Below are 22,649 nucleotides of genomic sequence, written 5' to 3' on the forward strand. Positions count from 1 at the left end.
ATGCCCACCGAGCAGCGCATCATCGCCAGCAAGCCCAAGATCGGCGCCCGCCCTGCACCGGGCGCGCCGGCCGTCGAGGCCGAGCCCGAAGCCGCACCGAAGAGCAAGAAGAAGCTCGTGATCATCGTGGTCGCCGCCCTGCTGCTCGTCGGGGGTGGGGGCGGCTACTGGTTCCTGCTGGGACCGGGCGCCGGGGCGAGCGAGGCCCAGGAGGCCGAGCCGCCACCCGAGCCCGGTGAGGTCCTCACGGTCGACCCGGTCAACCTCAACCTCGCCGGTGGCCACTACCTGCGCCTGGGGCTCGGTCTGCAGATGACGGCCGACGCCGGCGGGCACGGGAAGGTCGACACGGCCCGGGCCCTGGACCTCGCGATCGCCCTGTTCTCGGGACGTACGGTCGAGGAGGTGTCGGACGCGGAGACGCGCGACGCCCTCAAGGCCGAGCTCCTGCACCAGCTCGAGGAGGCCTATCACGGGGAGGTGATGGGGCTCTACTTCACCGACTACGTCACCCAGTGAGGTGACCTGACCGGCACGGATGCCGGTGGTCTCACGGCGCCATGGAGGGCGCCACATCGTCCCGGGGATGACCCGGGGAGCAGTGCCGCGAGCCGTCCGTGAGGGGCTCTCCGGGTGAAAGACCTGGTCCGGACCCGTGTCGGTCGCACCACAATCCTCAGGACCCCTGCGGCCCTGCCGATGGGCTGCACGTGACGGTCCAGGACACCATGCAGCCCCCCGCGCGGCGCAAGCGCTCGGCAGAGCCCGAGCCCTACGACTTCCGCCGCCCGATGACCCTCGCCCGTGAGCACGGGCGGGTGCTCGAGATGGCCTTCGAGACCTTCGCCCGCCAGTGGGGCACGCAGCTCACGTCGCGGCTGCGCGTCGTGGCGCAGGTCGGGCTCGAGTCGGTCGAGATGCGCTCCTACGACGAGTACGTGCGCAGCCTCGAGCCGATGACCACGATGGTGCTGTGCTCGGTCGAGAACGGCCGCAGCACCGCCGTCCTGCAGCTGCCGATCGACTCGACGATGCTGTGGATCGACTACCTGCTGGGTGGCCCCGGCATCGTGGTCGAGGCCCCCGACCGCGAGCTCACCGAGATCGAGTGGCACCTGCTGCGCGAGCTGCTCCAGCACGCGCTCGCCGACCTCACCTACGCGTTCGCCTCGGTGTGCCCGCTGGACGTCGCGGTCAAGACGGTCCAGTACAACCCGCAGTTCGTGCAGGCCGTCGCGGCCTCCGAGCCGGTGATCATCGCGACCTTCGAGCTGCACGTCGGTGACCGCACGAGCATCGCGACGCTGATGGCCCCGGCCGAGGTGATGCTCTCCTCGATGCGCGCCGGGGAGAAGCTCGACAACCGCTCCGCCGAGGAGGTCCGGGCGCACCGCGTCGCCCTCGAACGGATCTCCGACCAGGTCCACGGCGTCCCGGTGGACGTCTCGGTGCGCTTCGCCGGGCAGAGCGTCACCGCCGGCGTCGTGAGCCGGCTCGCCGTGGGCGACGTGCTGCCCCTGCACCACCGCGCCGACAAGCCCCTGGACATCGTCGTCGACGACGTCGTGCTGGGACGCGCTGCCATCGGGGCCAACGGGTCCCGCCTTGCCTGCCTGGTCGTCACCTCCGAGGAGAAGTCCTGATGAGTACCCTGCCTGCCACCCGCACCGCGGACGAGGACACCCTGACGATCGGCCGCGCGGCCGCGTCGGAGCTCGCCCGGCTGCTGCCCTCGACCGTCCCGCTCCAGGTCGTGCCGTTCACCCCGGGTGACGCGCCGGCCGCCGGTGCGGTGGCCGTGCGCGCCTCGTTCGTCGGGGCAGCGAGCGCCGACCTGGTGGTCGTCGCCGACCAGGCGGCCGCGGTCGCGCTCGAGGGCGCCGACGCCTCGATCTCGCTGGCCGACGCCCTGCGTCCCGCCCTCGAGGCCGCGGCCGCGACCCTGGGGGCCGGTGTCCTGGACGCCGCGGTCGCCGGACCGGTCGGCTCCGCGCTCGTGGACGACGGCATCGTGTCCTTCGGGCTCGTCCCGGCCGACGGCGGTCCCGCCCAGGCGTGGTTCGCGCTGCGCCTGCGCCCGCGGCCCGGCTCGGTGCCCAGCCCGCGTGGTGGCGCGACGCACCACGAGCGGTCCAGCCTGCGCCTGCTGCACGACGTCGAGATGACCCTCACCGCCGAGATCGGTCGCACCCGGCTCCCTGTGCGTCAGGTGCTCGAGCTCGTGCCGGGCACCGTGCTCGAGCTCGACCGTGCGGCGGGCTCCCCGGCCGACGTCATGGTCAACGGGCGTCTGGTGGCCCGCGGTGAGGTGGTCGTCGTCGACGAGGACTACGGCATCCGGATCACCGAGATCGTCGCGACCGAAGGCATCTGAGCCCCGTGGACACCTCGGCCTTCGAGCTCGGACTGCGCGTCGCCCTGTCGCTCGCGTGCGTGCTGGGCGTCATCTGGTTCGCCGGACGACGCATGGCGGGCACCGCGACGGCGCGCAAGCAGCGTGCCTCGACCCTGTCCGTCGTCGGGCGCCAGTCGCTCGGCGGCAAGACGGGTGTGGCGCTGGTCGAGGTCTCGGGTCGTCGGCTGCTGCTCGGGGTCAGCGAGCACGGCGTGAACCTGCTCGCCGAGGTCGAGATCCCTGTCGAGGAGCTTGCGTCGGCCGTCGAACGGGTCGAGCTGGACCCCGCCGAGCTGGTGCTGGCCGACCTCGGCGTCCCGTCCGACTTCGAGGTCGCGCCGACCCTGTCGGCCTTCGACGACCCGTCCGAGGTCGACGTCCCGTTCGACCTCTCGGGCCTGGACGGCCTCGCCCCGCACGACGAGACGGTGCACACCGTCCGCCCCACGGTACGGCCCGCCCCGGCGGTCCGCGGCACTGCCCCCACGTCGACCCCCGCGGCACGGATGCCCGCGGTTCCCACGCCCCGCAGCCCTCTCGAGGGATCGATCCTGGACGCCGCCACGTGGCGCCGGGCGATGGCTGCGGTGCAGGAACGGACCATCCGGCGTTGACGCTGCCCCTGACACCTCCCACCTCCCCCCTCACCCCCACCCCGAGCCGTGCCCCGCGGACGGCACTGGTGGTCCTGCTGGCACTGGTCCTGACGGTCCTGGTCCTCATGCTGGGCGCCGGAGCGGCCGCAGCCGCCCCCGTCCCGCCCACCGACCCGGTCGCCCCGGCGGACCCGGCGACCACCGACCCGACCGTCTCGATCGACCTCAACGGCGTCAACGGGACGCCCAACAGCTCGATCGTGGTGCTGCTGACCATCACGCTGCTCTCGGTGGCCCCGTCGCTGCTGCTGATGATGACGAGCTTCACCAAGATCTTCGTGGTCCTCGCGCTGACCCGGAACGCGATGGGTCTGACGGGTGTGCCACCCAACCAGGTGCTGGCCGGGCTGACCCTCTTCCTCAGCCTGTTCATCATGGCGCCGGTCATCAGCGACGTGAACGAGACGGGCGTCCAGCCTTACCTCGCGGGTGACGCGACCTTCGCCGAGGCCGTCGAGGTGGGCTCGGACCCGCTGCGGACGTTCATGCTCGGCCAGACCCGTGAGGCCGACCTGGCCCTGGTGACCCGCACCGCGGACCTGCCCAACCCCGAGACGCCCGAGGCCGTCCCGATGACCAGCCTCATCCCGGCCTTCATGCTCTCCGAGCTGCGCTCGGCGTTCATCATCGGATTCGTCATCTTCGTGCCGTTCCTGGTGATCGACCTGGTCGTGGCCGCCTCGCTGATGAGCATGGGCATGATGATGCTGCCCCCGGTGATGGTCTCCCTGCCGTTCAAGCTGCTGCTCTTCGTCCTGGTCGACGGGTGGGGCCTGATCGTCACCGCGCTGGTGGGGAGCTACGCCTGATGGACACCACCGCAGTCCTGGACATCGGGTACGCCGCCATGACCCTCGCGGCCAAGCTGGCCGCCCCCATCCTGATCACCGCCCTGGTGGTGGGCTTCACCGTGTCCCTCCTGCAGTCGATCACCCAGGTCCAGGAGGTGACGCTGAGCTTCGTGCCCAAGGCCGTGGGGGTGGGTGTCGCCCTGCTCGTCGCCGGGCACTGGATGATCTCCGAGACGGTGGCCTTCACCCACGAGATGTTCGAGCGCATCCCGAACCTGCTGGGCGGGTGACCCGGACGTGGGCATCACCCTCTCGCTGGCCTCCGTCGAGGTGGCCATGCTCGCCGGCGTGCGGGTCGCGGCCTTCCTGGTGATCGCCCCGCCGTTCTCCCACCGCGGCATCCCGAACCGCATCAAGGCGATGCTCGCGGTGGCCCTGGGTCTGCTCGCCGGGCCACGGGCCGCCGAGGCCGCCGGACCGCAGATCGGCACCGCGATGGCCTCGGGCACCGCGATGTTCGTGGGGGACCTCGTGCTGCAGGTGGTGATCGGCCTGGCCCTGGGCTTCCTGGTGTCGCTGACCTTCGCCGCGGTGCAGGCCGCCGGGAACCTGATCGACCTGTTCGGCGGCTTCCAGCTGGCCCAGGCCTTCGACCCGATGATGCAGACCAACGGTGCGCAGTTCTCCCGGCTCTACACGATGACCGCGATCGTGCTCCTGTTCGCCTCGGACGCCTACCAGCTGGTGATCGCCGGTCTGGTCCGCAGCTTCGAGGCCCTGCCCCTGGGCACCCCGCTGAACCTGGCCGCCATGGCGCAGGCCGGGACCGAGGGGCTCACCCAGCTCTTCCTCGCGGCGCTGCAGGTCGCCGGACCGCTGATCGTGGTGCTCTTCCTGGCCGACGTCGGCCTGGGTCTGCTGACCCGGGTCGCACCGGCGCTCAACGCCTTCGCCCTGGGCTTCCCGCTCAAGATCCTGATGACGCTGACCCTCGGCGTGACCGCCTACACGGCGTTGCCGACGATCGTCGCCGCCCTGACCGGCACCGCCGTGACGCGCATGCTGGAGGTGGGGCAGTGAGCAAGGACGCGCAGGAGAAGACCGAGGAGGCCACCCCGAAGCGCAAGACCCAGAACCGCAAGGAGGGGGCGCTCCAGCGCTCGCAGGACCTCTCGGCGTGGCTCGGCATCGGCTTCGGCGCGATCATGCTGCCCTTCGTGCTGCGCAACGCCTCGGGTGCGGGGATCGAGCAGCTCGACCTGGTGCGGGACGTCATCGCCTCGCCCGACCCCGAGCTCGCCGTGACCGCGCTCACCACCGGCCTGAGCTCGATCCTGATCTCCCTGGCGCCCCTGATGACGGTGGTGGTCCTGGCCGCGATCATCGGCTCGGCGCTCCAGGGCGGCATCCACGTCTCGCACAAGAAGCTCAAGCCCACCTTCAAGCAGTTCAACCTCCCCAAGGGCGTCAAGCAGAAGTTCGGCATGGAGGCCGTCTGGAACGGTGTCAAGGCCGCGCTCAAGGCCTTCGCGATCGGTGCGGTGCTCTACACGGTGGTGCAGAGCCTGATCCCGCTGATGCTCGGCTCGGGCATGCACTCGATGAGCTACGTGCTGACCCAGGCGAGCGACGGCGTCAGCAACCTGATGCGGACCGCCGTGGTGGCCGGGCTGGTCCTGGCCGCGGCGGACGTCCTGGTGATCTCCAAGCGCAACCGCAAGAAGACGCGGATGAGCAAGAAGGAGGTCAAGGACGAGAACAAGCAGCAGGAGGGTGACCCGCTGCTCAAGGGCGCCATCCGCTCCAAGCAGATCGCGATGAGCCGCAACCGGATGATCTCCGAGGTCGCCAACGCCGACGTCGTGCTGGTCAACCCCACCCACGTGGCGGTGGCCCTGCGCTACGAGCCCGGGACCGGGGCGCCACGGGTGGTCGCCAAGGGCTCGGGGCACGTGGCGACACGCATCCGCGAGGTCGCGGCCGAGAAGCGCGTCCCGATGGTCGAGGACGTGCCGCTGGCCCGTGCGCTGCACGCGGCCTGCGAGCTGGGCCAGGAGATCCCCGGACACCTCTACACCGCGGTCGCGCGCATCCTCGCCTTCGTCATGGCGCTGCGGCGCCGTGGCGCTGCGATGGGCATGCACAAGCCGCCCGGCGGGCCCACCGAGCTCCCCCCGGAGCCGACATGAGAGCCCCCGCCACCCCACGCACGACCCGCCCCGACACACTCAGCGAGACGATGGAGAACCAGCCATGAACGGCAAGCAGATCGTCCAGCTCGCCGTCCCGGTGGGTGTGGTGGGGGTGGTCCTCCTGCTCGTGGTGCCGCTGCCGGCCGCGATGCTCGACTTCCTCATCGTCATCAACATCACGCTGTCCCTGGTGGTCCTGCTGACCAGCATGTACGTCAAGCGTCCGCTCGACTTCTCGGTGTTCCCCTCGCTGCTGCTGGTGCTGACGCTCTTCCGGCTCGGGCTCAACGTGGCCTCGACCCGTCTGGTGCTCGGCAACGGCTACGCGGGCGAGGTCATCAACGCCTTCGGGAACATCGTGGTGGGCGGGTCGCTCATCATCGGTCTGGTCATCTTCCTGATCCTGGTGATCATCCAGTTCGCGGTGATCACCAGCGGTGCGGGCCGGGTGGCCGAGGTCGGGGCGCGCTTCACCCTCGACGCGATGCCCGGCAAGCAGATGGCGATCGACGCCGACCTCAACGCCGGGCTCATCGACGAGGACACCGCCCGCACCCGTCGCGCCGAGATCTCGGCCGAGGCCGACTTCTACGGTGCGATGGACGGTGGTTCGAAGTTCGTCAAGGGCGACGCCATCGCCGGGATCGTCATCACCCTGATCAACCTGCTCGGCGGGTTCGCCATCGGGATGCTGCAGATGGGCATGTCGGCCGGGGAGTCCCTCGAGCGCTTCAGCCTGCTGACCATCGGCGACGGCCTGGTCACCCAGATCCCGGCCCTGCTGATGTCGGTCTCGACCGGTCTGATCGTGACCCGTGCGACCGCCTCGGCGGACATGGGCACCGCGGCGAGCGAGCAGCTCACCCAGAGCCGCACCGCGCTGCTGATCTCGGGCGGGGCGGCGATCGCGCTGGCCCTGGTCCCGGGGATGCCCAAGCTGCCCTTCGTGATCATCGGCCTGGCGCTGATCATCGTGTCGCAGCGGATCCGGGCGAACGAGGTCGCCGAGGCCGCGGGTGATGCGGCTGCCGCCGCCGGCTCGGCCGTGGCGCCCTCGGCCGACACCCCCGAGGCGCTGATCGAGCAGATGCGCGTGCACGCCCTGGAGATCCTGCTCGCCCCCGACCTGGTCGACATGGTGGGCTCGGGAACCGACCAGGACCTGCTCGCCCGGGTGCGTGGGCTGCGCCGCAAGATCGCGATGGAGCTCGGGGTCGTCGTGCCACCGGTGCGGACCCGTGACTCCGTGGACCTGCCCCGGTCGACGTACGCGGTGCGCATCGCCGGTGTCGAGGTCGGCCGCGGCCAGGCGCCGGGCGGCCGGCTGCTGGCCCTGGGGGACAACCTCGAGGGCATCGGCGGGACCAGCGTGGTCGAGCCGGTCTTCGGCCTGCCCGGCAAGTGGATCCCCACCGAGATGCGGCACGCCGCCGAGATGGTGGGCGCCACCGTGGTGGACCGGGTCTCGGTGCTGATCACCCACCTGGGCGCGATCATCGACGCCAACGCCCCGCGACTGCTCTCCCGCGAGGACGTGCGGGTGCTGACCGAGGGCGTCAAGGCCGTCAACCCGTCCGTGGTCGACGAGCTGGTCCCGGGCCTGCTGACCCTCGGCGAGGTGCAGCGGGTGCTCCAGGGCCTGCTCGCCGAGCGGGTCGCGATCCGCGACCTGAGCCGGATCTACGAGGGCCTGACCCTGCGCGCGAAGGTCGGTACCGACGTCGAGGGACTGGTCGAGGCGGCCCGGGCCTCGCTCGGCCCGGCACTGGCCGCCCCCTATGCGCAGGACGGCGTGCTGCGCGTGCTGACCCTCGACCCGACCCTCGAGCAGGGCCTGATGGAGGCCGTGCGTCCGGCGGAGGGCGGTTCGCAGATCGTGCTCGACCCGGCCCGCCTGGACCGGATGCTCCTGTCGCTGCGCAGCAAGGCGGCGCAGGGTGAGGCGAGCGGTCGGGAGGCAGTGCTGGTGTGCGCCCCGGGCCTGCGGCCCGCGCTGCGACGGACGGTGGCACTGGCGCTCCCGTCCCTGCCCGTGCTCTCCTACAGCGAAGTGACCGGAGCAGGCCTGCAGATCGAGACCGTGGGGGTGGTCAGCGATGCCCACGCGATTGCTGCTTGACGGTGAGGACCTGCGCAGCCTGATGCTGCGGGTCCGGCAGGAGATGGGCCCTGACGCACGCATCGTCAAGGCCGAGCGCATCCGCACGGGTGGCTTCGCGGGGTTCTTCGCCAAGGAGAGCTACGAGCTGACCGTCGAGGTGCCCGACGCGCGGCCCGCGGTCCGGGCCCGTCGTCGGCCGGCGGCGGCGCCGTCCGGGCCCGCGGCGGTGGGGATCGATGCCCTGCTGGCTGCCGCGGAGGCCGCCGAGGCCGACGGTGACGACCTGGCGGGGGCCCCGGCCCCGGTCGACGTCGGGGAGGTGCCGGTGGTCGCGGTCGCACCGTCGGGACCACCCGCTGCGCCTGAGCCGGCCGGCCCGACGGTGTCGACCTCAGGGGACAGCTTCGCCGAGGTGCTCGAGTCGATGCGCGCGATGGTGGGACCCCCGGGACCCGCTGTGGAGGTGCCCGACCCGGCAGCTCCGCCCACCCCCGACCCGGCGCCGCAGGACGGTACCGGGGACGCGGCACCGGACCCCGCCGAGCCGGGCTACCCCTACCCCGAGCAGGACGCCGACCACCCGCGGTCCAGCGCCGCGGCCCTGCTCGAGCTCGGCATCCCGACCCGGCTGCTCACCGGGTTCGCCGACCCGCACGCCGCGGTGCCGCTGTCCCAGCTGGTGCGGCGCTTCGAACGTCCGCCCACGGTGCGCCTCGAGCCCGGCACGGTGCTGGCCGTGGTCGGCGACGCCCACGCCGCACTGCGCACCGCGACGCAGATGGCCCACCGGGCCGGTCTGGACCCCCGCGACATCGTGCTGGCCGGTGACATCGACGCCGTCGCCGGCCACGGCCGCAGGCTGCAGACGACGTCGGCCGTGGCGCGGTACCGCAGCAAGCTCTCCCCGGAGGCGCTGTACATCGTCGTGGTGGGGGTCTCGCCGGCGCGTGACAGCTGGGCCGAGGGGGCGCTCTTCCTCGAGGCGCTGGCCCCCGACCAGGCGTGGGCTGCGGTCGACGCCCGACGCAAGGCGATCGACCTGCGTCGCTGGATGCGGGTGGTCGGTGCGCACCGGCCGTTCGACGCGATCGCGGCCTCGTCGACCTTCGACGCGCAGGCCCCCGGCACGGTGCTCAACCTGGGTGTCCCGGTCGGCTGGGTCGACGGGCTGCCCGCGACCCCCGTGGTGTGGGCTGCGGTGCTCAGCGAGCGCCTGGCCGACGACGCCCGCTGGGACTGACCCCTGCCGCGACTGGCGCCTGCCGCGACGGTTCCATGGTCATCGCTGCCGGTGGCGTCCCACGGCGGCAGGTCGATCGGGGGCTGCGCCGCCGGAGCGGATAGTCTCACCAGCATGCTGGTCCTGAGTCGACGCGTCGGCGAACGCCTGATCATCGGTGACAACATCGTCATCACGGTGATCGACGTGCGCAGCGACGGCGTGCGCATCGGCATCGACGCCCCCCGCGACGTGCGCGTGAACCGGGCAGAGGTGCTCGAGGCCGTCAAGCAGGCCAACCTCGAGGCGGCCTCGGCCGACGACGACGCCGTCGACGGTCTGCGAGCCCTGCGCCCGCCCACACCCGAGGCCTGACCGGCCGCGTCATTCTGCCGGTGTACGGAGCGCGTAGCCGAGGAGTCCGAGCGCGGCCAGCACCATCGCGCCGTTGAGGAGCAGCGGGGGCCACACGTACGCCGCGCCCAGCGCGAGGTGGCGGTAGACCTGCCACCCGATCCCGGCGAGGCCGAGGAGCAGGATGACGGTGTTGAGCACCACGACACGGATCCGCTGCCACCGACTCATGGCCGCCACCGTAGGCCAGCATGACCGTCAGCACCGGGCCGTCCGTCAGCGTCGGGTCAGTCGAGCAGCGGCAGATCGAGGTCGTACGCCAGGACGACGGCTCGGGCGAGCTCGGCCTCCTGCTGGACGGTCAGGTACCCGACGGTGCGTCCGAGCATCGTGCGGGGGACGGTCACCACGTTGTCGAGTGCGACTGCGCACGTGTGGTCGAGGCCGTTGTGCGGCCCGAGCCGGACCTCGCTCGACAGACCCTTGACGGTGCTGGTGATGGGGGCGACGGTGACCTTCGTCATCGCACCTCGAGCCCCCTCACGGGTGAGCACCAGAGCCGGTCGGGTCTTGTCGAGGTGGACCAGGCAGATCTCCCGCACGTCTCAGTCCTCGACACCTGTGTGGGTGGCGGTCCACCTCACGAGTCCGTCGAGGTCGTCCGTCGACCCGTGGCGACCGAGCGTCTGAGCGTCGTGCTCGGCGAGGAGTCTGCGCATCTCGCGCTCCACCGCGGACGCGACGAGCGCCGCCCGGCTCGGTGCTTGACCGGCGGCGACGGCGCGGTCGAGGAAGGCCACCATCTCGTCCGGGAGGCGGACGGCGATCTGTGTGCTCACGCAGCGAACGTACCACCGTGCATCCCGATGTGGGATGCACGGTGAGGCGAGTCGTCACACGACGTGCAGCCCGCGGACACCGCACGGCCACCGGCGTCTCCTAGCGTGCTCGTGACGGTCGGCGCCGCGCCGGCCCGCAACCGGAGGTTCGCGTGGCCCTCACCCTCTCTCTCGTGCGGCACGGCCAGACGGTGTACAACGCCGAGGGGCGCCTCCAGGGCTGGTGCGACTCACCGTTGACGGCCCGGGGCCTCGCAGGTGTGCGCACGACCGCGGCCCACCTGGCCAGACGGCCGGTCACGGTCGCGTACGTCAGCCCGGCCGGCCGTGCCCAGACGACGGCGCACGAGATCATGGCGCACCACCCGGGCGCGCCGCTCGTCACCGACCCCGACCTGCGGGAGTTCGGCTTCGGCGACCTCGAGGCACGTCCCGAGACGGACCTGGCCGCCCGGTACGACCCGGACACGATGTTCGACGAGGTGCTCCGGGGGACCTTCGCGGGCATCCCCGGCGGTGAGACCGGCGCGCAGCTCCGGGCCCGGGTACGGTCGGCGTTCGCGCGGATCGAGCAGCGTCATCAGCGCGGCCACGTCCTGGTCGTGGGTCATGGGCTGACCCTGCGCGCGTACCTGATGATGATTGGCTCGGACCCGGCTGGGCCTCTGCCCAACGCGAGCGTGTCCACGGTGGAGGTGGACAGCGACGGCCGTCGGCGGGTGGTCGCCAGTGCTGTGGACGTCGCCGGTCAGGGTGTCCCCGACGTGGTCGGCGCCGCGCCCGCGCTGGCGCGATGACTCGAGCCGAGCGCCCTGGCCTGACGGTGCTCGAGGCAGCGGGAGGTGCTCACCGCAGATGGGCCACCGCGAGGTGCCCTTGGTGCATGGGCGTCGCCTCGCTCGGTCGCTCTACGCCCCTGCGGCACGTGGGTGGGCCGGCTCTCGGACGACGCCTCGGGCGTGCTCAGCGAGCGGGCCTTCCAGGCGCCGGCGCACCTGCTCGGCGTCCGGATCACCACCCAGCTCGTCGAGGGCGGTGCTCACGGCGCTGGGGACCAGCTGTGCGATCTGGCGGGCGCGAGCCAGGAGCTCGTCGCGGTCCACCCGGACCTCGTCGGCCAGTCGGTGCCATGCCGCGGCGTCCATCTGCGCGAAGGCGAACGTCCCGCCGATCCTCATGGACGCGACCCGCTGCTCCGCGGGCTGGTCGTACGCCAGGCCGGTCGCGACGTCGTACAGCGGGGCGAGAGTCACCTCCTCCCCGTCGAGGAGGACTGCGTAGTTGCGTGCGTGCGCATCCGGTGCGCCGATCACGGAGTTGAAGATCAGGCCGTCGAGGAACCGGGAGACGTTGGCCCTGGCGGCGGCTGGTCGCGGTGACGCCTCGCGCAGCAGTCGGACGACCTCGGCGGCCGACGGGCCCGCGTACTGCTCGTACTTGGCCTCGGTGCCGAGCGCCTGGCACAGGTCCTCCTGGTGCCGGCGCTGGACGGTGCCCGCGGCGTCGGTGAAGCGGTCGAACCGGGTCACCACGATCGCGTTCTGCGACCTGAACGCGGCGTACTCGGTTCCGGCCACGTCCAGGCCCACCAGGTGCGCGGCACGCATGCTCACGTGCTCGATCAGGGCTTGCGCTCGCAGGCGACGGATGCCGGGCTTGAGGATGTGGGTCGTGGGTTCGGCGCCGTGCGCGACGAACCACGCGCCGTCCTGCCGGCGCAGCGCGACCTTGCCCTGGGTGCCGCCGAGCGACCAGTGCTCCCCGGGCATGGACCACGACGAGTCCTCGTCGAGCTCCATCGCGTCCAGGCGCACCTCGATCTCCCCGTCCGGGCACAGCTCGAGCGACCCGCTACGGGCCAGCGTGGCCGCGACGTCAGCCGGTGGGCACAGCTGCACCGCCCCGGCGCAGTCCCTGCCGACTGCGCCGAGCAGGTCCAGCAGCTCGCCGGGATCCACGCCGTGGGCGCGCCCGATGGCGGCGCGGACGCCGTTGCTCTCGGGCAGGAGTGCGTCGAGGAACGAGTGGACCGGCGCCCCGGTGTGTGTGACCTCTCCCGGTGGCAGTGACAGCGACAGCGGGGTGCCGTCACCGTCACCGGTGTACGTCAGGCGGAGGGTCCCGGCCCGGGTGCGTTCGACTGTCGCCACGGCGTGCCCGCCGAGCAGCACCGCGAGCTCGCGTCTCACCGGTCTGGCTCCGTGTCGTCCCGGATCATCAGGCTCGCGTCGAGAGCATCCAGGACGCGCATGAGACGGCCGACCTCCAGGCCCTCGGTCTGCCCCTTCTCGAGTGCCACGACCCACTGCCGGGACACCCGCGCCACCTGCGCGAGCTCGGCCTGGGACCACCCTCGGCGTCGACGCAGCGTCCTGGCGGCCGTGCCGAGCTTTGACAGCGACCGCGCGTTGAGCAGAACTGAGCTAGTCGTCACGGATGTCACCGTACGGCGACAGGTCAGCTATGTCAATGTATTCTGACATTGCTGTCATGTCGCTGTACCCTGACATGCCCTAGCCCCCTTCGGGCACGCCTGGCGGTTGCGCCGTTCGCTGACAGTCACGTGGGGGAGCGCCGCCGCGAGCCGCTGGACGTCCTCGAGATCCGTCGCGTCGACCCGAACGCGGCGAACGCAGGCTCGTGGCCGTCAGTCGCCGATGTCCCCGGAGATCCACGACGTGATGTTCGGGTTCTTGGGGGAGAACACCACGCGGAGCACCTGCGGCGGTGAGGTCCCTTGCTCGGGTAGCTCGATGCGGGTGCGACCGCGACGCGATGCCGGTCGCCGGTCAAGGGTCTCCCAGGTCCCGTCGGCGCCTCGACGCTGCAGGCTCACGCTGCCCGGGAGCGCGGTGAGCAGCAGGAGGTCGGCCGTCCCTTCCCGGAGCAGGGACGTCCTGCGCGCGCGCTCCCGGTCCTTGCGGCTGACGGCACCGATCGGTGCCGCGACGCCGATGGAGCCGTTGATGCCAGCGCCCGGATCCATCGACGCCGCCATGCTCGCCCGTTCCCGACGGTCGTCCATCGGTCCCCCTCCACGTCGGTGTGGTCCTGGGACGAGGCTAGCGGGGCGTGATCAGTCACCCACGCGCATTCCTCACATCGCGGGGCGCAGGACCGATCAGTGGGGCAACACGTGACGGACCAACCGTCACCCGTGTGCCATGGAGGGCGCTGTGGAGGACATGGACGAGATCGTCCACGAGTTCCTGGTCGAGAGCCACGAGAACCTCGACCAGCTGGACTCCGACCTGGTCGCCCTCGAGGTGACGCCAGGCGCGCGGGACCTGCTGAGCAGCGTCTTCCGGACGATCCACACGATCAAGGGCACGAGCGGCTTCCTCGCGTACAACAAGCTCGAGAAGGTCACCCACGCCGGGGAGAACCTTCTGGTCGAGCTGCGTGACGGGCGCCGGACCATGGACCAGCCCACCACCAACGTGCTGCTGCGGATGGTCGACACGGTCCGCGCGATCCTCGGGGCGATCGAGGCCGGTGGCACCGAGGGAGACGTCGACGTCGCCCCCGTGGTCGCCGAGGTGCTCGCCGTCCTCGAGGGACGAACCGTGACCGACGACGTCGTGGAGCCCGCCGTGGCCGCGCCTGCTGAGCCCGCCCCCGCTGAGCCTGCCCCCGCTGAGCCTGCCGTCGTCGTCGCCGCCGCACCTGTGCCGCCCGCCGCCCCCGCGCCGGCACGCAAGAAGACCATCAACGCCAAGGCGGTGGCGGCCAGGACCGCGGCCGCCAAGGCCGTCCCGACGAAGGGTGTCACCATGCCAGCGAGCACCGACGGCGCTGCGCCCCAGCCACCCGCGGCTGAGCCCGCTGCCCTCCCGGCCACCGCCTCTCAGCCACCCGCCGCGCCCTCCGGAGCGGGCCTGCCCAGCCCCCGCACCTCGGGCGAGCCCCAGCCGGTCGAGGCCCCCGCCGAGGCGGCGCCCGCAGCCGAGGTCGCGATCACCCGCTCGGCCGCCGACGGTTCGATCCGGGTCGACGTCGACCTCCTGGACGCCCTCATGCGACAGGTCGGCGAGCTCGTCCTGGCGCGCAACGCGATCACCCGCCTGGCTGACGGCGCGGTCAACATCGACCTCGTGCGAGCCTCCCAGCGGCTCAGCCTCATCGCCTCGGAGCTGCAGGAAGGCGTCATGAAGACGCGCATGCAGCCCATCGAGCACGTCTGGTCGAAGGTGCCGCGCATGGTCCGCGACCTCGCGGCCGCCTGCGACCGTCAGGTCAGGCTCGAGATGCTCGGTGGCGACACCGAGCTGGACCGCAGCCTGCTCGAGGCCATCAAGGACCCGCTGACCCACCTCATCCGCAACGCGATCGACCACGGCATCGAGCCGGGCGAGGACCGCGCCGCGGCCGGCAAGCCCGCGCAGGGCAAGGTCACCCTGCGGGCCTCGCACGCCGGCGGGCAGGTCGTCGTGGAGATCATGGACGACGGTCGTGGCATCGACACCGAACGGGTCGCCGCGAAGGCCGTCGAACGGGGGCTGCGGACCGTTCAGCAGGTCACCGCGATGTCCTCGGCCGAGCTGCTCCAGCTGCTCTTCCTGCCGGGGTTCTCGACCGCGGAGGCCGTCACCAACGTCTCCGGGCGCGGGGTCGGCATGGATGTCGTGCGCACCAAGATCGAGGCGATCGGCGGCACGGTCGACGTCGAGTCGGTGCTGGGCAAGGGCACCACGTGGCGTCTGCGGATCCCCCTGACCCTGGCGATCATGCCCGCGCTGACCATCGAGTGCGACAAGGAGCTCTACGCGATCCCGCAGGTGAGCCTGCTGGAGCTCGTCGCCCTCGACGCGCAGACCAACGCCGGCGCGATCGAGTACATCCGTTCGGCGCCGGTCTACCGGTTGCGCGGCGAGCTGCTCCCGCTGGTCGACCTGCGCGAGGTCTTCGGTGTCGCTGCACGGCCCGAGGGCGGGCGGACGGTCATCGCCGTCCTCCAGGCCGACACCCAGCGCTTCGGCCTGGTGGTCGACCGCGTGCTGAACACCGAGGAGATCGTCGTCAAGCCGCTCTCCGCCCGGCTCAAGGCGATCGGCCTGTACGCCGGGGCGACGCTGCTGGGTGACGGACGCGTGTCGTTGATCCTCGACGTGCAGGCGATCGCGCGCCGTTCGATGGCCGGCGAGCTCGGCGAGGCGGACCGTTCGAGCGTGAGCGACCGGGACGTGGTGGTCCGCGAGGTCCTCCAGGTGCTCGTCGCGGGCATCGGTGGTGGCCGCCGTGTGGCGATCCCGCTGGCCGCGGTCACCCGGCTGGAGACGCTGGCCGCATCGAGCGTCGAGCACGTCGGCGGCCGGGAGGTCGTGCAGTACCGCGGCAGCATCACCCCGGTGGTGCGGCTCTCGCGGATGCTCGGCGGCCAGGAGCGCGACAGCGAGCACCTCACGGTGGTCGTGTACACCCGCGGTGTGCGCAGCGTGGCCATCGTCGTCGACGAGATCATCGACATCGTCGACGACGAGTCCGCGCACCACAGCGACCTGGGCGACCCGGGCCTGACCGGCTCGACCGTCCTCAAGGACCGGGTCACCGAGCTCCTCGACGTCGAGGCCGTCGTCGCCTCGGCCGACCCGCTGTTCTTCGCCACGGCGGCCGACGCCGCGGACCTCGACGGCAGTGTCGAGCGCGCGGCGCTCAACGGGATCAGCGAACTGGTGGGAGTCTGAGATGAGCCGACAGCTGGCGACCTTCGTGCTCGACGGCGCGCGCTACGGCGTCGACGTCCTGCGGGTCCAGGAGGCCCTGCGCTCGCAGGTGCGCACCCCCGTCCCGCTGGCCCCGGCCGGGGTCGCGGGACTGGTCAACCTGCGCGGCCAGGTGGTGGTCACGGTGGACCTGCGGGTCCGTCTGGGGCTGCCGCCACTGGCCGAGGACGCCGACCCGATGATGGTCGTCGTGCTGGTCGACGGCGAGCCGATCAGCCTCCTGGTCGACGAGATCGGCGACGTCATCGACGTCGAGGACTCGCAGTTCGAGACCCCGCCCGACACCCTGGACGCCGCCCTGCGCGACGTCATCGTGGGCGCCTACAAGCTCGACGCGGGGCTCCTGCTGGCCCTCGACGTCGAACGAGCCACCGCGGCCTGACCCACCCCCGAGCCGCCGGACCTCACAGCCGAGGAGCACCGTGACCACCCAGACGCCGCACCGGCCGTCACCCGAGCCCGTCCCCGCACCCCAGGACGCCCCGGGCAGCCCCGGCGGGCTGTCCGGCGCCTCGGCGCGGGCCCGCCTGATCGGCGGGCTGGTCGGTCGTGGCGTGGGACGAGCGGTCGGCAGCGCGGCCGACGTCGTGCGGCGCACGCAGGAGCGTGCGGGCGGCGACAGGTCCGGCGCAGACCGCGCCGGCACCCCAGGTGGCCGCGCGTCGTGGTTCGCCGACCGCTCGATCCGGACCAAGATCCTCGGCCTGGTCGCCGTCTTCACCGTGATCCTCTCGGCGGTGGCGGGTGCCTCGGTGCTCACCCTGCAGACCGTCGGCGGGAGCGCCCAGGACCTCGTCTCGCTGCGCGCCGGTGTCGACGGGCCGTTGGCCGAGATCCGCGAACGGCGTACCCGCTCCGAGCTGTACGTCTCCGAGATCAGCACCGCCACCACGGCGGGCCTCCAGGGTCAGTGGATCGAGCGGGTCGAGGCCAACGACGTCGAGATCCAGGCCGCGATCGACGCGTTCGAGGCGGGGGTCGGGCAGACCGGGTCGTTGCCGGCCTCGTGGGCGACCTTCACCGCCTCGTGGCAGGAGTGGTCCGACCTGCGCGACTCGAGCCTGATCCCGGCGATCCAGGGTGGCAAGCTCGAGCAGTACGCCCAGATCCGCAACATGCGCGGTGTGCCCATGGTCGAGAAGATGACCACGGCGCTCGACGAGACCCAGGCGGCCGTGGGCGAGTTCGCCACCGGCGTGGCCGACGACGTGTCGTCCCAGGCCCGCCAGGCACCGCTCGTGATCGCACTCGTCTCGCTGGCCGGCCTGGCGCTGGCCGTGGTGATCGGCTTCGCCACCGCCGGGATGGTGCGTGGTTCGCTCGCCAAGGTCGAGCGGGCACTCCGGGCGATGGCCGAGGGAGACCTGACGGTGCGCGCGCAGGTGGGCAGCGCCGACGAGGTCGGTCGGATGGCCAGCGCCCTGACCTCAGCCCAGGAGTCGCTGAGCAGCACCCTGCGGGGGGTGGGCGAGGCGTCCGCGGCCGTCGCCACGGCGAGTGACGAGATGCTCGCCGTCGCGCAGAGCATCCTGGTGGCCTCGCAGGAGACCAGCGCGCAGAGCGGGGTCGTGGCGGCGGCCGCCGAGGAGGTGTCCCGCAACGTCCAGGCGGTCGCGGCGGGCACCGAGGAGATGGGCGCCTCGATCCGTGAGATCGCCCAGAACGCCAACGACGCCGCGCAGGTCGCGGGTCGGGCGGTGCAGACCTCGCAGTCCACGGCCGCGACCGTCGCCGAGCTGGGCGCCGGCGCCGAGGCCATCGGCAACGTGGTCAAGGTCATCACGACCATCGCGGGGCAGACCAACCTGCTGGCCCTGAACGCCACGATCGAGGCTGCCCGGGCCGGGGAGGCCGGCAAGGGCTTCGCGGTGGTCGCGGGCGAGGTCAAGCAGCTCGCCCGCGAGTCGGCCGCTGCCGCCGAGGACATCGCCGAGCGGATCGCCGCCAACCAGGCGCAGACCGCCTCCGCGGTGACCGCGATCGGCGAGATCTCCGCGGTGATCACGACGATCAACGACTACCAGCTGACCATCGCCTCGGCCGTCGAGGAGCAGACCGCGACGACCAACGAGATGAGTCGCAGCGTCACCGAGGCGGCGACCGGCTCGGGGGAGATCGCGCGCAGCATCGTCGGGGTCGCGGACTCCTCGGCGTCGGCCACGCAGATGCTCAGCCGGGTGGACGACTCGGCCCACGACCTCGCGCGGCTCTCGGCGGAGCTGCGCGCCCGTGTGGACGCCTTCCGGTACTGACCGCCACGACCGGGCCGTCCGGGTGTGCACTTCACCCTTTCGGCCCAGGACTGCTGGGCCGTTGGTCCTCACCGCAACCACCGGACGGTCGATAGGTGGGGCAGATCCACCCCCTGTTGTGATCGCCCCTGAGGAGCACCCATGTCCAGCACCACCACCGTCCCGACCTCCGCGGGCAGCGCGTCCGGAGGGAAGGCCTCCTGGTTCGCCAACCTCTCGATCCGCACCAAGCTGCTGGGTGTCATCGGGATCCTCGCGGCCTCAGCCGCGGTCACCGGCATCACCGCGGTCGTGGCGCTGGGAGACACCGAGGAGGACGTCGACTCGATCGCCTTCGCGAACGTCGAGCTCGCCCGGCCGTTGCAGATGATCCACCAGAACCAGCTCAAGGCGCGCATGATCATCGCTCAGGTCGCCGCGGCCGACACCCCGGGGCAGAAGCAGGCCTGGATCGACGAGCAGGTGAGCAACGACGCCGAGATCGAGGGCGACATCGCGGCCTTCGAGGCGGCTGCTGCGGGTGTCGAGAGCGGCTCGGACTCATGGGCCACGTTCTTGACGAACTGGGGCGTCTGGAAGGACATCCGCGACACGCAGCTCGTGCCCGCAGCCCTGGAGGGTGACGCCGCGGCGTACGAGCGGGCACTGACCACGGCCGCGGAGCCCGCCAAGGGTGAGTACGTCGACGCCCTGGACGCCATCGCCGAGGAGATCATCGTCTACTCCGAGGGCGTCGTGGACACGGCGCACTCGGAGGTCCGCTCCGCCACCACCCTGGTGATCGGGCTGCTGATCGGCTCCCTGGTCCTGGTCCTGGCGCTCGGGTTCGCCCTGGCCGCCTCGATCCGCTCGTCGCTGACCAAGGTCAAGGAGTCTCTCGAGGCCATGGCGACCGGTGACCTGACCGTCGTCCCGCAGGTGCACAGCACCGATGAGATCGGGCAGATGGCTGCCGCGCTGGTGACCGCGCAGACGGCTCTGCGTTCGACGTTGCGGGGTGTGGGTGAGGCGTCGGTGACGATCGCTGCTGCTTCGGAGGAGCTGTCGGCTGCGGGGTCGCAGGTCTCGGCGGGTTCTGAGGAGACCAGTGTGCAGGCGGGGGTGGTGGCGGCTGCTGCGGAGCAGGTGTCGCGCAATGTGCAGGCGGTGGCTGCGGGGGCGGAGCAGATGGGTGCGTCGATCCGGGAGATCGCTCAGAATGCCAATGAGGCGGCTCGGGTGGCGGCGCAGGCCACGGGGGTGGCCGCGTCGACCAATGAGACGGTCTCGAAGCTGGGGGTGTCGTCGCAGGAGATCGGGAACGTGGTCAAGGTGATCACGAGCATCGCTGAGCAGACGAATCTGCTGGCTCTGAATGCCACGATCGAGGCGGCTCGTGCGGGTGAGGCGGGCAAGGGGTTCGCGGTGGTGGCTGGTGAGGTCAAGGAGCTGGCGCAGGAGACCGCGCGGGCGACCGAGGACATCGCGCGTCGGGTGGAGGCGATCCAGGCTGATACGACCGGGGCGGTGGCGGCGATCGGTCAGATCAGCGAGATCATCGCGAGCATCAACGACTACCAGCTGACGATCGCCAGTGCGGTGGAGGAGCAGACGGCCACGACCAACGAGATGTCGCGGGGTGTGGGTGAGGCGGCGACCGGGTCGGGGGAGATCGCGGTGAACATCACCGGGGTGGCCACGGCGGCGTCCTCCTCCAGTGAGGTGCTGTCCCAGATGGGGTCCTCGATCACCGAGCTGGCCCAGCTCTCGGCCGACCTGCGTACCCGGGTCGGCGCCTTCACCTACTGACCCCCGCCTACCACGAACGCCCCCGCTCTCGCCGAGCGGGGGCGTTCGTGCGTCCCGGAACCCCCGCTGCGCCGCGGTGGTGCGGTGTACTGTGCGCGCGACGGAGGACCGACCCTCGTCCCCTGAGGAGCGCCGATGAAGCGTCTGGCAGCCACGGTCGCCGTCGTCGGCGTCGCCACCCTCGGCGTCCTGCTCCTCGGCCACTACCTGGGAGCAGATCGCAACAGCGGGGTGATGGGGATCATCGTGGTGATCGGCGTCGTCGAGGGCGCGATCCTGTGCGCGGCGTGGGCCGTCGCGAGTCACCGCAGGGCCAGCGCCGCCGGGCTGGTCGCCTGCACGATCCTCATGGCGCTGAGCGTCGCCGGGGTGCCGCCGTTCGTGGCCTTCAGCCGGATCACGATCACCTGGGCACTGCTCACCGTCCTTGCTGCACGGTTCGTCTTCCCTGCTCGGGGTGCGAGTGGCGGTGCCCCTGAGCAGCCACGTCTCGCGACCCTCCACCGCGGAGCCCACTGAGGGGTCGTTCGTCAGGCGGAAGTCCTCACACCCGGGCCTTCGGATCCGATAGGACGGACGACCCCGAGGGGTCTCGCACCGATGGAGGAGCCATGGCACGGACGCCACGCACAGACACCGCCGTACCGTCGACGCGACGCCGGGGGTTGCGCGCCTGGTACGGGGACCGCGCCGTCCGGACCCGGATCCTGCTGCTGGTGGTGATCTTCGTGCTCGTCGGCATCGTGCTGGGTGTTCGGTCGGTCGAGGGCATGCGGACCCTCGCCGGGGGGACGGAGTCGCTCGCCCGGATGCAGGCGGAGATCGCGGAGCCGGTGGCGCGGATCCGCGAGCACCAGGCCGACGCGGGGATGATCACCGCCCAGATCGCCGCGGCGAACTCGGACTTCGTCATGGCGCCGTGGATCGTCGAGCTGGGTGTCAACGACGGTGCGATGACCGAGAGCATCGCGGCGGTCCAGGATGCCGGAGGAGCCGACCTGGCGGGCTGGCCCGAGTTCGTCGCCGGCTGGGAGCAGTGGCTCGCCGTCCGCGACGCCGAGCTCCTGCCGGCTGCCCGGAAGAACGACCAGGCCGCGTACGAGCAGGCGCTGACCCGGTCCGCCGAGCCGCTGCGCACCGAGTACCTGGCGCAGCTGGACCGTGTCGGCGAGGACATCACCGCTCGGATGACCGCGACGGCCGATGCGGCCGCGGCGCGCGCGGCGATGTCCATGACGATCCTCGTGACGGGCCTGGTCGTGACGATCCTGCTGATCGGGGTGCTCGGCCTGAGCACCGCGAACGGCGTCCGGCGGTCGGTCGGGCGGGTCCGCGACTCCCTCGAGGCGATGGCGGCGGGTGATCTGACGGTCACCGCTGAGGTCGACAGCGCCGACGAGATCGGTCAGATGGCCCGGTCGCTGCACGCCGCCCAGACCGCCCTGCGCAGCACCCTCGCGGGTGTCGCCGAGAGCGCCGTGGTGCTCGCCGCCGCGAGTGCCGAGATGTCGGCCAGCGGGTCCCAGGTCAGCGCCGGCGCCCAGGAGACCAGCGTCCAGAGCGGGGTCGTCGCCGCAGCGGCCGAGCAGGTCTCGCGCAACGTGCAGGCGGTCGCGGCCGGGGCCGAGCAGATGGGCGCCTCGATCCGCGAGATCGCCCAGAACGCCAACGACGCCGCCCAGGTGGCCGCCCGGGGGGTGTCCACCTCGCAGGCGACCGCGGCGACCGTGGCCGCGCTCGGTGCGAGCGCCGAGGAGATCGGCGCAGTCGTCAAGGTGATCACGAGCATCGCGGAGCAGACCAACCTGCTCGCGCTCAACGCCACGATCGAGGCGGCTCGTGCGGGTGAGGCGGGCAAGGGGTTCGCGGTGGTGGCGGGCGAGGTCAAGGAGCTCGCCCGCGAGTCGGCCCGGGCAGCCGAGGACATCGCTGTGCGCATCGCGGCCAACCAGACGCAGACCGCCTCCGCGGTGACCGCGATCGGCGAGATCTCCGAGGTCATCACGGCGATCAACGACTACCAGCTGACCATCGCCTCGGCCGTCGAGGAGCAGACCGCGACGACCAACGAGATGAGTCGCAGCGTGACCGAGGCGGCCACCGGATCGGGGGAGATCGCCGTCAACATCACGGGCGTCGCCACCGCCTCGGCGGCCGCGACCGAGATGCTCGACCGCATGCAGGTGTCGATCGCGGACCTGGCGCAGATGTCGGCCGACCTGCGTGACCGGGTCGACGCCTTCACGTACTAGCAGCCGGGCACGAGTAGAACCGGCGACCAGGCGAATTGTGACGTCAGGCACGTCACAAGTCGGACCCGTCATGGGTGGGGGGCCTGA

The 22,649-nt window shown here is 71.7% G+C and carries 24 protein-coding genes; 18 read left to right on the forward strand and 6 right to left on the reverse strand.

Annotated features, from left to right (window positions below; translation table 11 throughout):
- From M1R94_RS07610 to csrA, 11 genes are all read left to right on the forward strand, one after another.
- A complete protein-coding gene (locus M1R94_RS07610; RefSeq protein ID WP_249381072.1) occupies window positions 1-519 on the forward strand; it encodes a flagellar basal body-associated FliL family protein in 519 nt (172 codons plus the stop codon).
- Between the two features lie 191 nt (window positions 520-710).
- Window positions 711-1,643 carry a flagellar motor switch protein FliM gene (locus M1R94_RS07615; RefSeq protein WP_249381073.1) on the forward strand — a complete coding sequence of 311 codons (933 nt, stop codon included), beginning with the start codon at window positions 711-713 and terminating at the stop codon, window positions 1,641-1,643.
- Complete coding sequence (gene fliN, locus M1R94_RS07620; RefSeq protein WP_249381074.1) at window positions 1,643-2,374, forward strand: flagellar motor switch protein FliN; 732 nt, start codon at window positions 1,643-1,645, stop codon at window positions 2,372-2,374. The genes M1R94_RS07615 and fliN overlap by 1 nt, the downstream gene beginning before the upstream one ends.
- Before the next feature lie 5 nt (window positions 2,375-2,379).
- Complete coding sequence (gene fliO, locus M1R94_RS07625; protein ID WP_249381075.1) at window positions 2,380-3,009, forward strand: flagellar biosynthetic protein FliO; 630 nt, start codon at window positions 2,380-2,382, stop codon at window positions 3,007-3,009.
- Between the two features lie 107 nt (window positions 3,010-3,116).
- Window positions 3,117-3,860: a flagellar type III secretion system pore protein FliP gene (gene fliP, locus M1R94_RS07630; protein WP_249381253.1), complete on the forward strand. Its 744-nt coding sequence runs from the start codon at window positions 3,117-3,119 to the stop codon at window positions 3,858-3,860.
- The gene (gene fliQ, locus M1R94_RS07635; protein ID WP_249381076.1) at window positions 3,860-4,132 is read left to right on the forward strand and encodes a flagellar biosynthesis protein FliQ; all 273 of its coding nucleotides are present in this window, start codon (window positions 3,860-3,862) and stop codon (window positions 4,130-4,132) included. The genes fliP and fliQ overlap by 1 nt, the downstream gene beginning before the upstream one ends.
- 7 nt (window positions 4,133-4,139) lie before the next feature.
- Window positions 4,140-4,922, forward strand: a complete 783-nt coding sequence (locus tag M1R94_RS07640; RefSeq protein ID WP_249381077.1) for a flagellar biosynthetic protein FliR — start codon at window positions 4,140-4,142, stop codon at window positions 4,920-4,922.
- Window positions 4,919-6,031 carry an EscU/YscU/HrcU family type III secretion system export apparatus switch protein gene (locus M1R94_RS07645; RefSeq protein WP_249381078.1) on the forward strand — a complete coding sequence of 371 codons (1,113 nt, stop codon included), beginning with the start codon at window positions 4,919-4,921 and terminating at the stop codon, window positions 6,029-6,031. Before M1R94_RS07640 ends, M1R94_RS07645 begins: the two co-directional genes overlap by 4 nt.
- A 64-nt stretch (window positions 6,032-6,095) precedes the next feature.
- Window positions 6,096-8,153, forward strand: a complete 2,058-nt coding sequence (locus M1R94_RS07650) for a flagellar biosynthesis protein FlhA (RefSeq protein WP_249381079.1) — start codon at window positions 6,096-6,098, stop codon at window positions 8,151-8,153.
- Window positions 8,131-9,375 carry a hypothetical protein gene (locus tag M1R94_RS07655; RefSeq protein WP_249381080.1) on the forward strand — a complete coding sequence of 415 codons (1,245 nt, stop codon included), beginning with the start codon at window positions 8,131-8,133 and terminating at the stop codon, window positions 9,373-9,375. Before M1R94_RS07650 ends, M1R94_RS07655 begins: the two co-directional genes overlap by 23 nt.
- Window positions 9,376-9,489: 114 nt before the next feature.
- Window positions 9,490-9,729 (forward strand): carbon storage regulator CsrA, encoded by a 240-nt coding sequence (csrA, locus tag M1R94_RS07660; protein ID WP_249381081.1) that lies wholly within the window; start codon window positions 9,490-9,492, stop codon window positions 9,727-9,729.
- Window positions 9,730-9,738: 9 nt separating this feature from the next.
- On the opposite strand, the gene M1R94_RS07665 is transcribed toward csrA, so the two are convergent.
- The 3 genes from M1R94_RS07665 to M1R94_RS07675 are packed head-to-tail and all read right to left on the reverse strand — an operon-like array spanning window position 9,739 to window position 10,547.
- A complete protein-coding gene (locus tag M1R94_RS07665; RefSeq protein ID WP_249381082.1) occupies window positions 9,739-9,939 on the reverse strand; it encodes a hypothetical protein in 201 nt (66 codons plus the stop codon).
- Between the two features lie 56 nt (window positions 9,940-9,995).
- Complete coding sequence (locus M1R94_RS07670) at window positions 9,996-10,310, reverse strand: type II toxin-antitoxin system PemK/MazF family toxin (RefSeq protein WP_249381083.1); 315 nt, start codon at window positions 10,308-10,310, stop codon at window positions 9,996-9,998.
- A 3-nt stretch (window positions 10,311-10,313) separates the two neighbouring features.
- On the reverse strand, window positions 10,314-10,547 hold the full coding sequence (locus M1R94_RS07675; RefSeq protein ID WP_308199886.1) for a ribbon-helix-helix domain-containing protein: 234 nt from the start codon (window positions 10,545-10,547) through the stop codon (window positions 10,314-10,316).
- 152 nt (window positions 10,548-10,699) lie between these two features.
- Between M1R94_RS07675 and M1R94_RS07680 the strand changes: the two genes are divergently transcribed.
- Window positions 10,700-11,344 carry a histidine phosphatase family protein gene (locus M1R94_RS07680; RefSeq protein ID WP_249381084.1) on the forward strand — a complete coding sequence of 215 codons (645 nt, stop codon included), beginning with the start codon at window positions 10,700-10,702 and terminating at the stop codon, window positions 11,342-11,344.
- A gap of 111 nt (window positions 11,345-11,455) precedes the next feature.
- Here M1R94_RS07680 and M1R94_RS07685 read toward each other — a convergent pair whose 3' ends face one another.
- The 3 genes from M1R94_RS07685 to M1R94_RS07695 all read right to left on the reverse strand — a co-directional run bounded on the left by M1R94_RS07685 (window position 11,456) and on the right by M1R94_RS07695 (window position 13,572).
- Window positions 11,456-12,736, reverse strand: a complete 1,281-nt coding sequence (locus tag M1R94_RS07685; protein ID WP_249381085.1) for a HipA domain-containing protein — start codon at window positions 12,734-12,736, stop codon at window positions 11,456-11,458.
- Window positions 12,733-12,981 (reverse strand): helix-turn-helix domain-containing protein, encoded by a 249-nt coding sequence (locus M1R94_RS07690; RefSeq protein ID WP_249381086.1) that lies wholly within the window; start codon window positions 12,979-12,981, stop codon window positions 12,733-12,735. The genes M1R94_RS07685 and M1R94_RS07690 overlap by 4 nt, the downstream gene beginning before the upstream one ends.
- A 213-nt stretch (window positions 12,982-13,194) precedes the next feature.
- Complete coding sequence (locus M1R94_RS07695; RefSeq protein ID WP_249381087.1) at window positions 13,195-13,572, reverse strand: hypothetical protein; 378 nt, start codon at window positions 13,570-13,572, stop codon at window positions 13,195-13,197.
- Window positions 13,573-13,732: 160 nt separating this feature from the next.
- Between M1R94_RS07695 and M1R94_RS07700 the strand changes: the two genes are divergently transcribed.
- From M1R94_RS07700 to M1R94_RS07725, 6 genes are all read left to right on the forward strand, one after another.
- Complete coding sequence (locus M1R94_RS07700) at window positions 13,733-16,231, forward strand: chemotaxis protein CheW (RefSeq protein ID WP_249381254.1); 2,499 nt, start codon at window positions 13,733-13,735, stop codon at window positions 16,229-16,231.
- Window position 16,232: 1 nt separating this feature from the next.
- Entirely contained in the window at window positions 16,233-16,652 is a 420-nt protein-coding gene (locus M1R94_RS07705; RefSeq protein ID WP_249381088.1) for a chemotaxis protein CheW, read from the forward strand.
- A gap of 40 nt (window positions 16,653-16,692) precedes the next feature.
- Window positions 16,693-18,522: a methyl-accepting chemotaxis protein gene (locus M1R94_RS07710; RefSeq protein ID WP_249381089.1), complete on the forward strand. Its 1,830-nt coding sequence runs from the start codon at window positions 16,693-16,695 to the stop codon at window positions 18,520-18,522.
- Window positions 18,523-18,663: 141 nt separating this feature from the next.
- A complete protein-coding gene (locus tag M1R94_RS07715; protein WP_249381090.1) occupies window positions 18,664-20,310 on the forward strand; it encodes a methyl-accepting chemotaxis protein in 1,647 nt (548 codons plus the stop codon).
- Between the two features lie 135 nt (window positions 20,311-20,445).
- Window positions 20,446-20,829 carry a hypothetical protein gene (locus M1R94_RS07720; protein WP_249381091.1) on the forward strand — a complete coding sequence of 128 codons (384 nt, stop codon included), beginning with the start codon at window positions 20,446-20,448 and terminating at the stop codon, window positions 20,827-20,829.
- 92 nt (window positions 20,830-20,921) lie between these two features.
- Window positions 20,922-22,562 (forward strand): methyl-accepting chemotaxis protein, encoded by a 1,641-nt coding sequence (locus tag M1R94_RS07725; RefSeq protein ID WP_249381092.1) that lies wholly within the window; start codon window positions 20,922-20,924, stop codon window positions 22,560-22,562.
- The last annotated feature ends 87 nt before the right edge of the window (window positions 22,563-22,649 follow it).

This window comes from Actinotalea alkalitolerans (assembly GCF_023369855.1).
GTDB lineage: Bacteria > Actinomycetota > Actinomycetes > Actinomycetales > Cellulomonadaceae > Actinotalea.